General features: G+C 44.5%; 18 protein-coding genes. 10 read left to right on the top strand and 8 right to left on the bottom strand.

The genetic code is table 11. From position 1 onward, the window contains the following. Positions 1-10 precede the first annotated feature (10 nt). From FEF09_RS14155 to FEF09_RS14170, 4 genes are all read right to left on the bottom strand, one after another. On the bottom strand, positions 11-289 hold the full coding sequence (locus tag FEF09_RS14155; RefSeq protein ID WP_146305726.1) for a FadR/GntR family transcriptional regulator: 279 nt from the start codon (positions 287-289) through the stop codon (positions 11-13). Continuing rightward, entirely contained in the window at positions 220-666 is a 447-nt protein-coding gene (locus FEF09_RS14160) for a FadR/GntR family transcriptional regulator (protein WP_146305727.1), read from the bottom strand. The genes FEF09_RS14155 and FEF09_RS14160 overlap by 70 nt, the downstream gene beginning before the upstream one ends. A 580-nt stretch (positions 667-1,246) precedes the next feature. After that, on the bottom strand, positions 1,247-2,173 hold the full coding sequence (locus FEF09_RS14165) for an acyl-CoA desaturase (RefSeq protein ID WP_146305728.1): 927 nt from the start codon (positions 2,171-2,173) through the stop codon (positions 1,247-1,249). 60 nt (positions 2,174-2,233) lie between these two features. Continuing rightward, the gene (locus FEF09_RS14170) at positions 2,234-3,871 is read right to left on the bottom strand and encodes a TPM domain-containing protein (RefSeq protein WP_222596974.1); all 1,638 of its coding nucleotides are present in this window, start codon (positions 3,869-3,871) and stop codon (positions 2,234-2,236) included. A gap of 203 nt (positions 3,872-4,074) precedes the next feature. Here FEF09_RS14170 and FEF09_RS14175 point away from each other — a divergent pair, with 203 nt between their 5' ends. The 7 genes from FEF09_RS14175 (at position 4,075) to FEF09_RS14205 (ending at position 10,243) form a co-directional block, all read left to right on the top strand. Beyond that, entirely contained in the window at positions 4,075-4,848 is a 774-nt protein-coding gene (locus FEF09_RS14175) for an MlaE family ABC transporter permease (RefSeq protein ID WP_146305729.1), read from the top strand. A gap of 18 nt (positions 4,849-4,866) precedes the next feature. Continuing rightward, complete coding sequence (locus tag FEF09_RS14180; RefSeq protein ID WP_146305730.1) at positions 4,867-5,643, top strand: ABC transporter ATP-binding protein; 777 nt, start codon at positions 4,867-4,869, stop codon at positions 5,641-5,643. Positions 5,644-5,649: 6 nt separating this feature from the next. Continuing rightward, entirely contained in the window at positions 5,650-6,450 is an 801-nt protein-coding gene (locus tag FEF09_RS14185; protein ID WP_146305731.1) for an MlaD family protein, read from the top strand. A gap of 92 nt (positions 6,451-6,542) precedes the next feature. Continuing rightward, entirely contained in the window at positions 6,543-7,559 is a 1,017-nt protein-coding gene (locus FEF09_RS14190) for a zinc-binding alcohol dehydrogenase family protein (RefSeq protein WP_146305732.1), read from the top strand. Positions 7,560-7,751: 192 nt separating this feature from the next. Continuing rightward, positions 7,752-8,297, top strand: a complete 546-nt coding sequence (locus tag FEF09_RS14195; protein WP_146305733.1) for a hypothetical protein — start codon at positions 7,752-7,754, stop codon at positions 8,295-8,297. Positions 8,298-8,384: 87 nt separating this feature from the next. Continuing rightward, positions 8,385-8,648 carry a hypothetical protein gene (locus tag FEF09_RS14200; RefSeq protein ID WP_146305734.1) on the top strand — a complete coding sequence of 88 codons (264 nt, stop codon included), beginning with the start codon at positions 8,385-8,387 and terminating at the stop codon, positions 8,646-8,648. A 50-nt stretch (positions 8,649-8,698) separates the two neighbouring features. Then, positions 8,699-10,243, top strand: a complete 1,545-nt coding sequence (locus FEF09_RS14205; protein WP_261387486.1) for a sulfatase — start codon at positions 8,699-8,701, stop codon at positions 10,241-10,243. Between the two features lie 489 nt (positions 10,244-10,732). Here FEF09_RS14205 and FEF09_RS14210 read toward each other — a convergent pair whose 3' ends face one another. Continuing rightward, positions 10,733-12,100 (bottom strand): sensor histidine kinase, encoded by a 1,368-nt coding sequence (locus FEF09_RS14210; RefSeq protein WP_146305735.1) that lies wholly within the window; start codon positions 12,098-12,100, stop codon positions 10,733-10,735. A gap of 134 nt (positions 12,101-12,234) precedes the next feature. On the opposite strand from FEF09_RS14210, the gene FEF09_RS14215 reads away from it, so the two are divergent. Both FEF09_RS14215 and FEF09_RS14220 read left to right on the top strand, forming a co-directional pair. After that, positions 12,235-12,492, top strand: coding sequence for a hypothetical protein (locus FEF09_RS14215; protein ID WP_146305736.1), 258 nt, complete (start codon positions 12,235-12,237; stop codon positions 12,490-12,492). A 45-nt stretch (positions 12,493-12,537) separates the two neighbouring features. Beyond that, positions 12,538-13,902: an acyl-CoA dehydrogenase family protein gene (locus FEF09_RS14220; protein WP_146305737.1), complete on the top strand. Its 1,365-nt coding sequence runs from the start codon at positions 12,538-12,540 to the stop codon at positions 13,900-13,902. Positions 13,903-13,993: 91 nt separating this feature from the next. On the opposite strand, the gene FEF09_RS14225 is transcribed toward FEF09_RS14220, so the two are convergent. The 3 genes from FEF09_RS14225 to FEF09_RS14235 are packed head-to-tail and all read right to left on the bottom strand — an operon-like array spanning position 13,994 to position 15,535. Next, complete coding sequence (locus tag FEF09_RS14225; protein ID WP_146305738.1) at positions 13,994-14,395, bottom strand: hypothetical protein; 402 nt, start codon at positions 14,393-14,395, stop codon at positions 13,994-13,996. Positions 14,396-14,411: 16 nt separating this feature from the next. Beyond that, the gene (locus FEF09_RS14230; RefSeq protein WP_146305739.1) at positions 14,412-14,948 is read right to left on the bottom strand and encodes a YceI family protein; all 537 of its coding nucleotides are present in this window, start codon (positions 14,946-14,948) and stop codon (positions 14,412-14,414) included. A gap of 14 nt (positions 14,949-14,962) precedes the next feature. Further along, positions 14,963-15,535, bottom strand: a complete 573-nt coding sequence (locus FEF09_RS14235; protein WP_146305740.1) for a YceI family protein — start codon at positions 15,533-15,535, stop codon at positions 14,963-14,965. A 225-nt stretch (positions 15,536-15,760) separates the two neighbouring features. Between FEF09_RS14235 and FEF09_RS14240 the strand changes: the two genes are divergently transcribed. After that, a complete protein-coding gene (locus tag FEF09_RS14240; protein WP_261387487.1) occupies positions 15,761-16,189 on the top strand; it encodes a winged helix-turn-helix transcriptional regulator in 429 nt (142 codons plus the stop codon). Positions 16,190-16,515 lie beyond the last annotated feature (326 nt).

Below are 16,515 nucleotides of genomic sequence, written 5' to 3' on the forward strand. Positions count from 1 at the left end.
TAGTTATTGGTTAAAAATTATTTTCAAGAATGGCCCTGACGGTTTTGATGGCCGGTTCGGCTGCCTGTTGACGGATAGCGTCTGCCAGTTCAACGTGCAGGGCATGCGTGCGTTGAAACTGCGATACATGTGGCTTTTCCCTTTGCTGGAAAGTGCGCATGATCGCGTTGGAGAAAGTCTGATAAAGATCAGCCAGCACGCTGTTGTGTGAGGCGCCAGCTACCGCTTTATGGAAGCGGATATCGGCATCTGCACAGGCTTCATAATTATCTGTGATGATTGCCTCCATCTTTCTCTCAAAAGGCTGTCCATCATTTCCAGATCCTCTTGTGTACGGTAAGTGACTGCCAGTTGTACAATTTCAACCTCCAGCAACTGTCTCACATGATTTACTTCCTGTAATGCGGCTCTTCTGAGTCTTTGATCCAGAGGCTCGGTTGTTTCGGCAGGGGCACATACGAAGGTGCCTGCGCCCTGCTGTACTTTAAGTACACCTGCATTAGAGAGGGTTTTAATGGCTTCCCGGATGGTAGAGCGGCCTACACCGAATTGTTCCATTAATACCGGCTCTGGTGGGATCAGCTCGCCCACTTTGTATTTCCCGAGGGAGATCTCCTTTTGCAGCTCAAAAATGACTTTGTCTGCAAGTTTTATTGGTTTTGTCATTGTTTTTAAACGTCTGATGTTTCACAAAGGTATGATGTTTTGGCAAACATCTGATGTTTTAAAGGTTGTTTTTGTTGGAATATTTAGGGATGGGCGGAAAGGCGTGTAGTCCCGCTTGCTTCGTGAACATAATCCGTACTTTTCCCGGAGATACTCCGTAGATAAGCCGTATATAACCCGTATCTATAGGAATGGCTTATATACGGCTTATCTACGGGGTATCTACGGCTTATCCTGCAATTATCCCATATATCCGGACGGCATCAGGTATAATCCTGATATAGGTTTACAAAGGAAATTTTAAAGCAGATGTATTGAGCGCAGAATTAGTTTTACAATCCGGTAATTACGTCAGCGGGCACTTTGCGGCCATTCATGCAGATTATATCTGTTTCACCGGAATCAGGAGTAAGAAATTGGCGGACAAGGCTAAAATCAGCCGGGAGGTCTTGCCGTCATACGCGGCTTATACATGCTTCATACCGGGCGTATACCGGGAGTATAGGTGGACTTGATCGAAACAAAAAGGACGATCTGTTGCCAGACCGTCCTTTCTATAAAAAGAAATACTAAAGTTGCTTTATCTGTTTTCTTCCACTAATCTCCTGTTTGCAGCTTTCACCTCTTCTCTGCCTTCTTCTGTCAGCAGATTGCTGGTTTTCACCTTCTCAGGTACGCCTCTGATATCCCAAACGATACCAAAGAAGCCGAGTGTACGAAGGATATAGTAGGTGATGTCAAATTCCCACCAGAAGAAGCCCTGACGGGTTGCACTCTGATAGTAGTGGTGGTTGTTATGCCAGCCTTCACCCAGAGTCACCAGTGCCAGAATTGCGCTGTTTTTGGAGAAATCGCCTGTTTTATAACGAGGTTTGCCCCATTTGTGCATCAGGGAGTTGATAGTAAATGTACCGTGGTACAGGAAAATGGTGCTCAATACGAAACCGATCAGCAGGGTAGAGAGACCTGCATGCCAGTCGAACCAGCCTTCACCATTTACTTTATTACCAACGAAGTAACAGGCAATTGCCAGTACAACACCCGGTACCCAATGATATTTGTTCAGCCAGTATAATTCTGGTTGTTTAAAGTCTTTGATCAGTTCGTAACGGGTTGGTTTGAACTCAGGGCCCATGATCCAGCCCATGTGTGCATACCAGAAACCGTAAATATTTGCAGAGTGCGGATCTTCCGGTGTATCACTATGTTTATGGTGAACACGGTGGTTAGCTCCCCACCATAATACACCTTTCTGTAAACTACTCTGTGCTCCTCCTGCCAGAATGAACTGGAAGAAACGCGAAGTTTTGTACGTCCGATGCGAGAAATATCGATGATAGCCGCCTGTTACAAAGAACATGCGTGCTACGTACAAAGCGGCACATAAAATCCAGTCAAATGTTGTGACATGCGTCCAAATAGCCAGTATCGGCACCAGGTGTAACCCCAGAAAATCGAATTGACGCAACCAGTTAGGTCCTTTCCTCAGTTGTTTTTCAGAATTCATAGTACAAAAATATCCCTATTCCGGACAATAAACAATGATCATGATCAGTCAATCATAATTTTACCAGCTGCTACCTGCTCCACCACCTCCTGAACTACCTCCGCCCCAGCTGCTGCTGGACGAGGAAGAAGAAGAAGAGCTTGATGAGCCTGAGCTGCCTGAACTGCCAGAAGATGGCTTTGGGATGACATAATATTCCTGTTTTGTATGATTGCAATGTTTGCAATCATAATATTGAATGCCTTCACCCTCCCGGCTGCTGGTAGCACGGCGTAACACCTTCTTTTTGCCGGGTACCATGGTGATCGCTTTACAGGACGGACATTCATCTGCATTGACATCCAGATCCTGATAACCGAGCACTTTTCTGCTGTTGCACTGCTTACAGTTCCATACGTCATACATGACAGAACCTACCTTATCTTCTGCCAGCTGACTGGTGTTAAGGAATTGTTGTTTTTCTTTCTTTTTTAGTATTGTCATTGGCTGATGACAATTTTCACAATCATATGGCTCATAGCGAAGGGCTTCCAGTCGCTTTTTATGCCATTTGGAGTAGATCAGAAAAGGAAGTGGAAAGAAAAAGCCTGCCAGTGAGGTGATTTTATTCGCCTGATTCCAGGCATCATATTGCTGGCGTCTGTCTGCGGCTTTTAAGAGAAACGCCGCCTTCGTGTGAACGACAATTGTGCGATAGATCAGGTAGGCGAGGAGATTACCGTACATGATCAATGGTAATATCCACCAGCGATACACCATACCAAAGAAATTGATCAGCACCAGCGTTAATATAAATGGTGCTGCATATATCCAGATCATATGGAAAATGTTGGTCTTAAACAGCGAAGTGGTGTTCTTCCTGCGCTTTGCATTACCCGTCTGGATAACAAATATGGTTGCGAATATTGCATAGAAGACATAAAGCACCAGTGTCCCGACACCCATATCATCTCCGCGTTCTTTCGCCTCGTATGTTTCCTGTGGATAGTCAGGATATGTTTCTCCTTCATTGATAACTGGCTCGCTATTATCAGGTACAGCACCAAATTGCTGCGCAAAGCCTGCACTATCCGCAGCTACAAAACTATCCACCTTTGCCATGATCTCCTGTGCGGCAATAGCAGTATCTGATAAACCCTCATCTGCGGAGGAGTCATTATCAGAAGCGCTACCTTGTGCGACATTCCTATCGTTCAGCACATTGATGACAGCGGTCATCCCTTTCAACATCCCTCCATCAAGATCTTTTTGCTTAAAAGAAGGTAACATTTCCGACTGCTGTATACGATAACACACCACGTCCGGAAGATCTCCTTCCAGTCCGTAGCCTGTTTCGAATTCAATCCGATGCTGATCATTCACCAGTAAAACGATAAGACCATTGTTTTTATCTTTTTGTCCCGGTTTCCAAAGCCTGAATATTTCATGTGCGACATCTTTCGGCACCCTTTCACCAATACTTTCTAATAGTACAATGCCTATCTGCGCACGTCCGGATTTATCCATCTGCCGCATCTGTTCATTTAATGCCTGTTCAGTAGCATCGCTGATCAGGTGATCCGGGTTACTGACGTAACCATTATGCTGCATAGGGTCCGGTATCTTATCTACCGCAAAATCTGCATTCTTTTTTTCACGACAGGCGCCGGCTATCAACAGGATCAACAAACACAGGCGCCATCTTTTTACATGAGCCATATTAATGTATATATTCTCTCCAAAAATAATAAACAGATTTGTAAATACGATGTCACTCACATTTTGTGTAAAATATTACCCAGTCCAGTAGTTTTTTATTGCTGTTTCCGCCTGAAAATCATGCATTACGACGATGGCATGAAATTGCATCTGTTTATATAGCGAACCTCGCTTCCACTGTACATGACCCAATGCTTATAACTATGGCTAGTGCGCTTACATCTTCCATTAACAGATATATGGAAACAGTCGGTGATCAGGTATTATTTACCGGTCGCTTTGCAAGGAATATTTTCCGGGGAGGATTTGAATGGGGAGAATTTATCCGCCAGTGTTTTATTGTTGGTTACCTGTCCGTTGGACTGGTTGGTATTACAGGCTTTATTATCGGGCTTGTAATGACCTTGCAGACGCAGCCGACTTTAAAAGATTTTGGTGCAGAAAGTTATGTGCCCGGCATGGTATCTATTTCTATTATCCGTGAAATAGGGCCTGTCATCATTGCCTTGATTTGTGCGGGTAAAATAGCATCAAGTATCGGGGCAGAGCTGGGCAGTATGAAAGTAACGGAGCAGATCGACGCCATGGAGGTCTCTGCTGCCAATCCGGTACAATATCTTGTAGTAACGCGTATTCTGGCCTGTACGATCATGGTGCCTTTACTAACGATTATGGCTGATGGGCTGGCAATGTTAGGAGGATGGGTAGGTGTTAATATACAGGATCACGTCAGTGCGACCCTCTTTTTTAAAAAGTCCTTCAAGGCATTAGAGTTCAGTGATGTTGTCCCTTCTGTGATCAAAACATTTTTCTTCGGATATGCGATCGGTTTTGTCGGATGTTATAAGGGGTATCATTCCGCCCGTGGTACTGAAAGCGTGGGAAAGGCAGCTAACTCCGCTGTGGTAAGCGCCTCTCTCTGGATCATCCTCATAGATGCAATAGCTGTACAGATCACTAACCTGATTTATTATTAACCTCAAGCAGACACACGTATGGATGACACATTAGTACAGGACAAAAAAACGCCGGCAGCCACCGATGATGAAGTGGTGATCCGTATTGAACATCTGAAAAAATCTTTCGGAGATAATGAGGTGTTGAAAGATATCAACCTTGAATTGCACAAAGGCGAAAACATTGTGGTGCTTGGTCGCTCGGGGCAGGGTAAATCAGTGACAATACAATGTATTGCCGGTTTACTGGAGCCTGATGAGGGGCTCTTAGAGGTACTGGGAAAAGAGGTGAAGGCACTCTCTCCTGATGAACTCAGAGAACTGCGCATGAAAATTGGTTTCCTGTTTCAGAGTGGTGCGCTTTATGATTCGATGACTGTACGCGAAAATCTCGCTTTCCCGCTTACCCGTGTACTGAAAATGAAGGATGAAGCTGAAATAGAAAAACGGGTGAAGGAAGTGCTTGAAAGCGTCGGACTGGAAGATGCCATTGATAAACTCCCCTCCGATTTGTCAGGCGGTATGCGTAAAAGGGTAGGACTGGCCCGTACACTTATATTACGGCCGGAAATTATGCTTTATGACGAGCCTACTACCGGACTGGATCCTATCACTTCCAGAGAGATCAGTGAACTGATCATCAAGCTGCAGGAGAAATATGAAACGTCGTCTATTATTATTACCCACGATATGAATTGTGCCCGTATTGTAGCAGACCGTATCGTTGTCATGAATGACGGTGAGTATATCGCAACAGGCACTTACGATGAACTGGCGAATTCGCCTGATGATCTCATTAATAACTTTTTTAAATAGTAAAGTATGCAGCAGAAAGCAAAACAAAAGATGAAGGTCGGCATCTTTGCTACGGTCGCCTTTGCATTATTGCTCATAGGTATTTTCCTTATCGGAAGAAATAAGAATATGTTTGGTAACACATTTCTGCTTTATGGTACCTTTAAAAATGTCGGCGGATTACAAGCCGGTAATAATGTCCGCTTCGTAGGTATTGATGTAGGCACGGTGGAAAGTATCGAAATATTATCTGATACTACAGCCCGTGTGGCATTGCGTATCAAGGAGAAGGTGCAGCCATTTATCAAAAAAGGCGCAGTGGCCGGTATCAGTTCTGACGGATTGATGGGAGATAAACTGATTACGATCAGTTCCGGCCGGGACAATGCAGAACCTGTAAAAGATGGGGATTCTGTACATGCAGTAGATCCCCTGGACTATGATCAGGTGATCAACAGGGTTTCCGGGGTGGCGGCCAATGCGGAGGTCATTACGGAGCAACTGGCCGATATTGCTACCAGAATCAACCATGGCGAGGGTAGTATAGGACGATTACTGTATAGTGATAGTCTGGCTACCAGTCTGGAAGGTACTGTGACAGAAGCCAAGAGAACGGTGAGGTCCATACGTAAAGGATCGGATGGATTTAGTGAAAATATGGAAGCTTTAAAACATAATTTCCTGTTACGGGGTTATTATAAGAAGAAAGAGAAGGCTGCAAAAAAAGAAGCAGAGAAAAAAGAGAAGGAAGCAGAGAAAAAGGACAAGGATCGTAAGAAAAGTAGCAGCAAGGATTCTGCGAGCCTTAAAATGCCTAAAGAAGGATAAAACGATTGGTTTTTGCATATATGGCCGCGCGGTATATACCGTGCGGCCTTTTTTTTACTATTTTAGTCCCTGACACGAAAGATAGTGCACTTATGAAAATACTGACCTGTACCACGCCTGGTAAGTTTGAATATGGCGAAGCGGACATGCCCGTGCTGAAAGCCGGCCATGCCATTATAAAGATTAAAAGGATTGGCATCTGTGGTACCGACCTGCATGCCTTTGAAGGAACACAGCCTTATTTCTCTTATCCCCGGATATTGGGACATGAACTGGCTGGCGAACTGGTATCTTTTGACGATGCACCCGGATTTACGGTAGGAGAGCCGGTGACTTTTATTCCTTATTTCAATTGTGGTACCTGTATCGCCTGTCGCAACGGGAAGCCCAACTGTTGTACGAATATTAAAGTCTGCGGTGTACATGTGGACGGAGGTATGGTAGAATACCTGCAGGTACCGGCTGCCTCCCTTGTGCATGGCGAAGGATTGAGTATGGACGCACTGGCATTGGTCGAACCACTGGCAATTGGTGCGCATGGCGTACGCAGGGCAGGGGTAACACCGGGAGAGTTTGTACTGGTAATAGGCGCAGGACCTATCGGATTGGGTATCATGGAATTTGCACGTATTGCAGGTGCGCAGGTGATAGCGATGGATATCAATGATGGCAGACTGACCTTCTGTAAGGAGAAATTACAGGTATCTTATACGATTAATGCAAAGCAGGAAGATGTGATGGCACGTCTGCAGGCAATCACCAATAATGATATGCCGACTGTTGTGATTGACGCCACCGGTAGTCAGCAGGCGATCAATAATGGATTTAACTATATGTCGCATGGTGCACGGTATGTGCTGGTCGGCTTGCAGAAAGGGGAACTGGTTGTGAGTCATCCGGAATTTCACAAAAGAGAAGGTACGCTGATGAGCAGTCGTAATGCTACCCGTGAAGATTTCGAACATGTGATCAGGAGTATGAAAAGCGGGCAGGTAGATCCGACGACCTATATTACGCACAGAGTGGGTTTTGATGCCGTAAAAGACGAGTTTGAGGGTTGGTTGAATCCTTCTAACGGCGTCATAAAGGCTATTGTCAGCTTAGATTGAATGTGTGTATAAGTGACGCTTATAAATAACAGAAAATGTTTGGAGATATGTAGTATATTGTATGCTCCCGTACGGTTGGATTGTCAACAGCGATACGGGAGCAGTTAACTGCCGGATGTAATTGTTTGGGGATATCGTAAAGAGCACTTTTTCAATAACTTGTATTATATTGTCTGGCAAATATTACATTGAATGGAAGAATTAACCGCCGGCAAAGGGTCGAGAGTTCAGCACGCACGTTATGGCCCCGGAGTGATCATTGATGTGAAATACGCACAGTACGTAGTTACCTTCATGGATCAGGGGATAATAGAAGTGGACAAAACAGATCCGCTGTTTGAGATTTTACACACAGAAAACCGGAGTATTGAAGTGGAAACGGTATCAGCCGTTGAAACATCATTATTAAAGATTCTGCGCCTCTGGAGCGATGTTTCTGAAGTCGTTCCGCTGGGAGACAGATGGGAGGGCGGCACAATGGTATTGCAGCCAAAGGATCCTTCATTGAAGGCCAAGGAGATACCTATTGAAGTCTTTTTCCATAAAATAGTGATGGTCCGCGACCGGCTTCGTGTGCTGGAACAGCAGATTAACAGTCACAAACAGTTGAGCGATGAAGACAAAATAAATATGCAACAGTATATCACCCGGATATACGGTTCACTGACAACCTTTAATGTACTTTTTAAGCAAAAAGAGCAGTGGTTTGCCGGAGAAAAAGGGGCAAAAGAAGACTAGCAGAAATGAAATCTTTTTGCAACTACATGGCTTTAATTTTGTTATATTTAGATAACATACAACTGTTCTTCCTAAACAAAATGCCGTATGAAAGATTTTACATTAGATTTTGATCTGAAAGGAGACAACTACATCGTAGTTGTACAGCCTCACGAATCAATGGGCATTGAGCACTACAAAGCTGTACTGGACGAAGATCATTCAATTGACTATCTGGTGCAGATCAATGGTTACCTCCAGCCAAATGCAGACTATGCCGCAGATCCACAATTAGTAAATGCAATTGCCACACGTATACTTCAGGTTGTACATGTGGAAGACAGGGGACATGGTTTTACATCCTACCCTTGATCCATGAATGGATAGCAGGATACTAAATCTTATTGAGTATCTTAGCTCCCATGTTGAAAATTACGAATATCAGATCTGTAGTTGTCGCACTTATTGTACTCTTTGCACCAATTCTGTTGCGTGCACAGTCGAAACGACCAAATATCATCTTCATTCTTTCAGATGATCATACCTACCAGGCCATCAGTGCTTATGGTAACAGGTATGTGCAAACGCCAAATATCGACCGGATAGCACGCGAAGGGGTCTTATTCCATCATGCCATGGTCACCAACTCCATATGTGGGCCAAGCAGAGCTACGTTATTGACAGGAAAGTACAGCCATAAGAATGGGTATCCACTGAATGAAAAACGATTTGACAATACGCAGCAGACTTTCCCCGGTATTTTGCAGCAAAATGGTTATCAGACTGCATGGATAGGTAAAATGCACCTTGGTACATTGCCAAAGGGATTCAATTACTTCAGCATTTTACCTGGTCAGGGTAAATACTACAATCCGGACTTTATTTCCACACCGAATGATACGGTGAGGATGGAGGGTTATGTCACTAATATTATTACGGACTTGTCTGTATCCTGGTTGAACGGCCGGGATACAAGCCGTCCGTTTATGCTGGTTGTCGGAGAGAAAGCGACGCATCGCGAATGGCTGCCTGACCTGCCCGATCTGGGCGCGTATGACAGCATCCACTTCCCGCTGCCCGCTACTTTCGCTGATGACTATAAAGGCCGTCATGCCGCCCATGATCAGGATATGACCATCTCCAACACGATGCGGCTGAAAGAAGACCTGAAAGTGCATGTAAACTACCAGCAAAATAAGAATAGTGAATACGGCAGGTTCAGTCCCGCACAACAGGCTCAATTCTCACAGTATTACGAGCAGCAAATTAGCCGCGAATTTGATTCCCTGCACCTGAGTGGCGAAGCGCTGACAGAGTGGAAATATCAGCGTTATATGCGCGATTATCTGTCTACCGCCCGTTCGCTGGACAGAAACATCGGCCGCATCCTGCAATATCTTGATAGTACCGGACTGGCAGACAATACCGTCGTGATCTATTGTTCTGATCAGGGCTTCTATCTGGGAGAGCATGGCTGGTTTGACAAACGTTTCATTTATGAGCAATCTTTACATACACCTTTCGTGATGCGTTATCCCGGTGTTATCAAACCCGGTACCAGCAGCAATGGTTTTATGCTGAACATAGATTGGGCACCTACTTTACTGGATATCGCGCATGTAAAAGCACCTGCAGATATGCAGGGCACTTCTTTTATGCCACTGGTGAATGGTAAAGGAGATACGGCCCGTTGGAGAAAAGATATGTATTATCACTACTATGAGTTTCCGGAGCCACATCATGTGTCTCCTCACTTCGGTATACGCACGGAAAAATATAAGCTGGTGCGTTTCTATGGCCCTGCTGATTTCTGGGAATTGTATGATATGAAAAATGATCCGCAGGAGCTGCATAATATTTACAATGATCCGGCACAGGCGAAGAATATTGTGAACCTGAAGAAGCGTTTGAATGTACTGATAAGACAGTATGATGATAAAGATGCGGAGAAACTGATGAAGAATTAAGAGATATAAGAAATTGTGTTATAACAATGAAAAAGTCCCCAAAGTGTTCAGCTTTGGGGGCTTTTTCATTGTTGTACTGTACTTATATTATACTCTTCTTGCTTTAATGCTGTAATGGAAACGGAAGATTAAGCTGGGGTGACTATTGTGTAAGGTAAAGATCGGGTAAGGATAGGTAGAGACATAAATTTGCTGCGGGTTGAGGTGGGACGCCGGGCTGACGCCCTTTTGCGAGGGGTGCTATTGGGCTGGTGAGGGTCGTGTTGGGTGGTGGTGGGGGGATTGAGCGCTGTCAAGCGGGGCAGGCTCTCAAGGGCTAAGGCCCTTTGTCTCCACCTCAACCCCTCCGCTGATTATGTCGGGCGGTTGGGTAAGTGTGTTTAAAGCTTAATGGGCTGTGTAATTGGGCTATTTAATTGAGGTGTGTAATTGAGCTGTGTAATTGAGCTGTGTAATTGAGTTTGTAATTGCTGGTGTTAATTTTAATTCTTACAATAACGTGAACGGTAGGTCTATGCTAAATATTGTTCCTTTATTTTCCTGTGAATTGACATATATTTTGCCACCATGTTCCTGTACCAGTTGTTTGCAGATATGCAGTCCGAGGCCATTGGAGGGTTCTTCGTTTAACCCTTTGCGGCTGGCACTGGTGAACTGATCAAAGAGATGAGGGATCAATGCTTCCGGAATACCGATGCCTGTATCAGAAACGGATATACGCACGCCTCCTCTGTGCTGTCGCATGCCTATTGTAATGGCTCCTTCTACAGGTGTGAATTTGGCGGCATTGTGCAGCAGATTATCAACGACCCGCTGCATTTTACCGGTATGTATCCGTGCTTTCAATTCTTCTGAGGGTAGTTCGAGTGATATGGCTCTGTTAAAGCCGGATTGCTGTAACCAGTTGTCACGCACATCCTGCAGCCAGTCATTCAGCGAGATAAAATCTGTCTGTAATTGACCACTTTCTCTTTGTTTGGCGGCAAGCAATAATTCTTCAATGATCTGGTCAGCAGTTTCACAGGCATCTTTTATCCAGAAGAGATATTTATTCTCCTGTTCCGGCGTATAGGGATATTCTTCCATGAGATGTGTCACAGAACGGATCCCTGCAATAGGATTGCGAAGATCGTGTGCTACGATGGCTAAGATTTCATTTTTCAGTTTATTGGCCCGCTGGATTTCTTCGTTTTTATCCTCAATAGTTTTCAATTTGATAAAATAATTCGCATGATATGAATATATGAGGCGCGAAATAACCATAAAGCAGGCGATGATTAGCCAGAAAGCGACGTAATTGAGTGCACGCGTTTCTTCGGAAACCTGAAACAGATCGAAGAATAACACAAATGTAACAATGGACAGTCCGGCGACCAGCAACAGATTGCGGATTGTGAAGATAAGCAACACCCCCACAGTGAGTAATCCAAGCAACAGCATCGTCATCGTGTTTTTCGGATTGTGTTGTGCGACGAAGGTCAGGGACATGCAACTGCCTGTAAATAAAAGCGTATAGAGGATACTGACAAAGTGGTATCGATTTTGCTGCTTTGGATGAGGCTTTTTCTTAATGATATAAAGGAGACAGGCAAATAAAGCGGAAGTGCCGATCATGCAATTATTAATAAAAACGTATTCCGTATAACGTTGCGGCAGCAGCATCTTCTGGTATGGGATGATCCAGGATGCCACTCTGATACAGATAGCCGCAAAGGCTACGATCAGTGCTATATATGCAGTTACTTTAATATTCTGCTGTCTCGTATGTTGGTTAAACTCCTCCCTGTATTTTTTTTCTATGGGGGAGAATAGGTATAGTTTCATCAGCGTTACATAGTAGGATACGTGTTCGCCCAAAGATACCTGATTAGATCCAGAAATTCATTGTTGAGTCTACCGTCCTTATCCCATGAAAGTCCGTGAAATGATCTTTAGAGTTAATATTTTTTATTGAAATGCCTTTTAGAGGGTAAAACCTAAGCCGTCAAATCATGCAAGAGTTCACAACTTTGGAGAATCCGACGGAAGTAGTCCGTCATCTCACCAACGCGCTGGGAAAAAGTAAAGTACGACAGATCCGTTTTGGCTACCGGTTGGATAATGAAGAACCTGCCATTAAGTTTAAGATCTGGTTACGATTCCCTTACAATCTTTTTGCCCGGAAAAAAGTGGAGGAAAAACTGGAAGAGGAGATGTCTCATATTCGTATATCGACTGATTCTTCGAAATTATTGTTCCAGGTGGAATGAACATTTAACAGTTTTGGCTAAATTAAGGGACTAATACTTGATCCCATGGCAGTTAAATTGTCCACCATCAGGCAGGCCTTCCATTTATTGAAGAACATTGACTTCGAACAACTGGGGCGTTTATCCGAGAAGATAGATCTGCCGAAAGTAATGGCCACTGTAGGTAAAATGAATGACCAGCAACTTTCTGGTCTGATGCGTATGCTGCAAAGCAGCGGCGGAGAAAGAAAAAAGGAGTTACCACCCGTAAATGGTGATTTTTATGATCTGAGCGGCATGCTGAGCCCGGAGGACAGGGCATTGCAGCTGAAGGTCCGCGAATTTATGGAGTCGGAGGTTCAGCCCATTGTAAATGAGCATTGGGTGAAATCAGATTTTCCGTTTCAGTTACTGCCAAAGCTGGCAGCATTGGATATCTGTGGTTCCACTTACGAGGGTTATGGCGGTATTCAGTCCTCTTTTTTGATGGAGGGGATTATTACCATGGAAATTGCCCGCGTGGATTGTTCCATGGCGACTTTCTTTGGTGTGCAGAGCGGTCTGGCGATGGGTTCTATCTATCTGCTGGGATCGGAAGAACAGAAGAAGGAGTGGTTACCCGGTATGCAGCGGCTGGAGAAGATTGGTGCGTTTGGTCTGACGGAGCCGGAGGTAGGTTCTGGTGCAGCCGGCGGACTGACCACTACGGCCAAACGGGATGGGGACACCTGGATCCTGAACGGACAGAAGAAGTGGATTGGTAATGCCACTTTTGCGGACGTACTGGTGATCTGGGCAAGAGATGTGGATGACAATGAAGTAAAAGGTTTCCTGCTGAAAAAGGATACGCCCGGTTTCAGTGTAGAGAAGATGCACGATAAAATGGCATTGCGTATCGTACAGAACGGCCTGATCACTTTGAAGGATTGTGTAGTGGAGGAGAAGGATCGTCTGCAGCATGCAAATTCATTTAAAGATACGGCGAAGGTGTTACGTATGACCCGTGCAGGCGTTGCGTGGCTGGCAGTAGGATGTGCAAGGGGAGCGTATGAGAATGCGCTGGCTTATACACAGAAGAGAAAGCAGTTTGGTCGTCCGATAGGCTCATTCCAGCTGATCCAGAATCATCTGGTGGAGATGTTATCCAACCTGACGGCGATGCAGACGATGGTCTACCGTTTATCTGAATTACAGGATGAGGGCAGATTGGAGGATGAACATGCATCTATTGCAAAAGTATTCTGTTCATTACGTACCCGTGATATTGTGAGTCGTGCACGGGAGGTAATGGGAGGTAACGGTATACTGCTGGAATATAATGTGGCGCGTTTTGTAGCTGATGCAGAGGCGATCTATTCTTATGAGGGAACAAAAGAGATCAACTCTTTGATAGTGGGAAGGGCGATCACTGGTTTCAGTGCGTTTGTATAATATTGCACTATGACTATAGTGCTGACAATAAAAGCGGGGCTGCTCAATATTGAGCGGCCCCGCTTTTTATAATTTCAGTGTAAATGGATTGTTAGATTGATTTGCCGAACAGTGGCTTTAAAGCGAACCATCCGAGTGCCGGGAAGAAGTGCATGGGCACTGCGAGTCCGGGGAATAATTCAGGCATATCCTGTTCCAGTGGCAGTTTAGCGCCGATAGGACCGAGTATGCTTGCGAAGGTAAGGATCACGAACAGGAGGTTGAACACCATCTCAGTTTTACCTTTCAGCACGAGGCTCAGTAAGAAATAGCCGATTGCTGCTACGAATGCACCTGCCAGTGTATATTTGAAGATATTGGCAGTGCTGGCGATGTTTACGAATCCTTCTCCTACAGTTTCAATATACACCTTCTGATAAACGATACCAGCCACACCTGAAAGTCCACCTACCAGTACTGCAAGCAGTGCAAGTAGCGATAATTTTTTAAGCATATATCTGATTTAAGGATTAGGCCTTCACTACAGGAACGGCTACAGTTACGCTGATCATATCAGCTACGTCACCACCTGGTTTACCGATATGGAAATCGTTACGGTTTACTTTGAAAGTACCGTCGAAGGTAGCGCCGTTACCTGTGCGTTTGAAAGTGAAAGGAATAGTGAATTCCTTCTTAACACCACGGATTTCGAGGTCGCCGGTTACCTGATAGCCAGCACCTGCTTTTACGATCTTTTTGGAAGTGTATTTGATTTCAGGGTATTTTGCTGCATCAAACCACTCGTCGCTTTTAGCGTGTTTGTTCATCAGTGCATTACCGGTGTTGATAGAAGCAACATCAACAGATACACTAAAGTTAGAAGCAGCCAGATTGGCTTCATCGAAAGCGATTGAACCTTTAAAGGTTTTGAAGATACCGCTTGCTTCGTTTGTAGAGAAGGCAATATTATACTTGCCACTGATGTTCCATGCCTGTGCCAGTGCGGCGAAGGCAAACACTGCTGCTGTGAGCAGCAGTGTTGATGAAAATATTACTAATCTTTTCATTGCCGTAAGTTAAATTATTCTTTTACGAATTCACCACTTGCTCTCAGCTTAACATCTTCACCCAGCATGGTTGCAGGAGCTTCTGTAGCGAAACCGAAGTCTTTACGTTTGAAAGTACCGGTGATAGTGAAACCAGCAACGAGTTTCTTGCTCTGTGGATTCTCCTGAGTACCGTTGTATACTGCGTTCAGCATTACCTGTTTAGTTACACCGTGGAAGGTCAGATCACCCACCAGTCTGTACTGATTACCACTGGTTTTCTTGAAGGAAGTGCTCTTGAAAGTGATGGTAGGATATTTTTCAGCATCAAAGAAATCTGCACTTTTCAGGTGTTTATCACGCATTTCGTTTTCTGTGTTCAGGCTTGCTACATCGATGCTGATGTTGAAAGCTGCGTCAGAGAAATCGGCTTTGGAAGCGGTGATATCAGCAGTGTAAGATTTGAAGTTACCTTCACTTTCAGACAGTGTCATGTGAGAGATAGTGTAACCCAGTCTTGCGTGTGCTTTATCTACAGACCATTTAGATTGTGCAAATGTTGTTGCGGAAAGTGCCAGTAAAGAGGCGATGATTGTGATTTTTTTCATGTTTGCGCTTGTTTAGAAAATTAAAATTAGGTCTTTTTTATGAGAATATATGTTTCAACATATATCGTTGCAGAAATCTTAAACTAGGTTAAGGTATTACACTATTTTCGATTTCTCATTTCTTTAAATATTTATGATAATTTTACTCTTATAAGAGAGCTACTTTCTTTTGGAAAGCTGGACAAAGGTAGGAGGCGGACACATGTTAAACAATAACGTTTCGTCATGGCAACTTACTTACCTTTTAGTAACGATCGTGAAAATCAATTTGTTATGGTGAAAAATAGTGATGGAAAAATATGGATAGGGGATTGTCCGATACGGCAGGTGCTGGATCGTTTTGGCGATAAGTGGTCGATTCTGGTGATAGAGCTGTTGTCGCATGAGGGGAAGTCGCGGTTTAGTGAGATTGCGCAGATGATAGGGGATATTTCGCAGAAGATGTTGACGGTGACGTTGCGGTCGTTGGAGTCTGATGGGTTGATTACGAGGCAGTTTTTTCCGGAGATACCGCCGAGGGTAGAGTATGCGTTGTCGGAGTTGGGGAGGAGTTTAGTGCCGCATATACAGCAGCTGACGAGTTGGGGGCAGGAGAATATGGAGGCGATAAAGGAGAATAGGAGGAGGTTTGAGGAGAAGCAACGAGGTGATTAAGGCTTGATGACTTTTCAGACTGGTCCTCCTTATATGTATTGTCTCTGTTGAGTGGGTTGGGCATTTATGGGCCTGGCCGGTTTCAGATGGGATTACGGGCTGACGCCCTCTACGCGTGCTGCTATGAGGCGTGGTAGGGGGATTGGGCAGGGGAAGGGGATTAAACATTGGTGCAGGGTCCCGGCGATGCGTAAAGGGCTAAGGCCCTTCATCTCCATCTGTAAACCTTCCGGCAGGAGTATATAATGGTGGCAGATTTTTCATTTTGTCTCTGAGATTTTTTTGTTCAATAATAAAATACCGTTTATCTTTACCCTACAAAACTA

Source organism: Chitinophaga pinensis (genome assembly GCF_007896845.1).
GTDB lineage: Bacteria > Bacteroidota > Bacteroidia > Chitinophagales > Chitinophagaceae > Chitinophaga > Chitinophaga pinensis_C.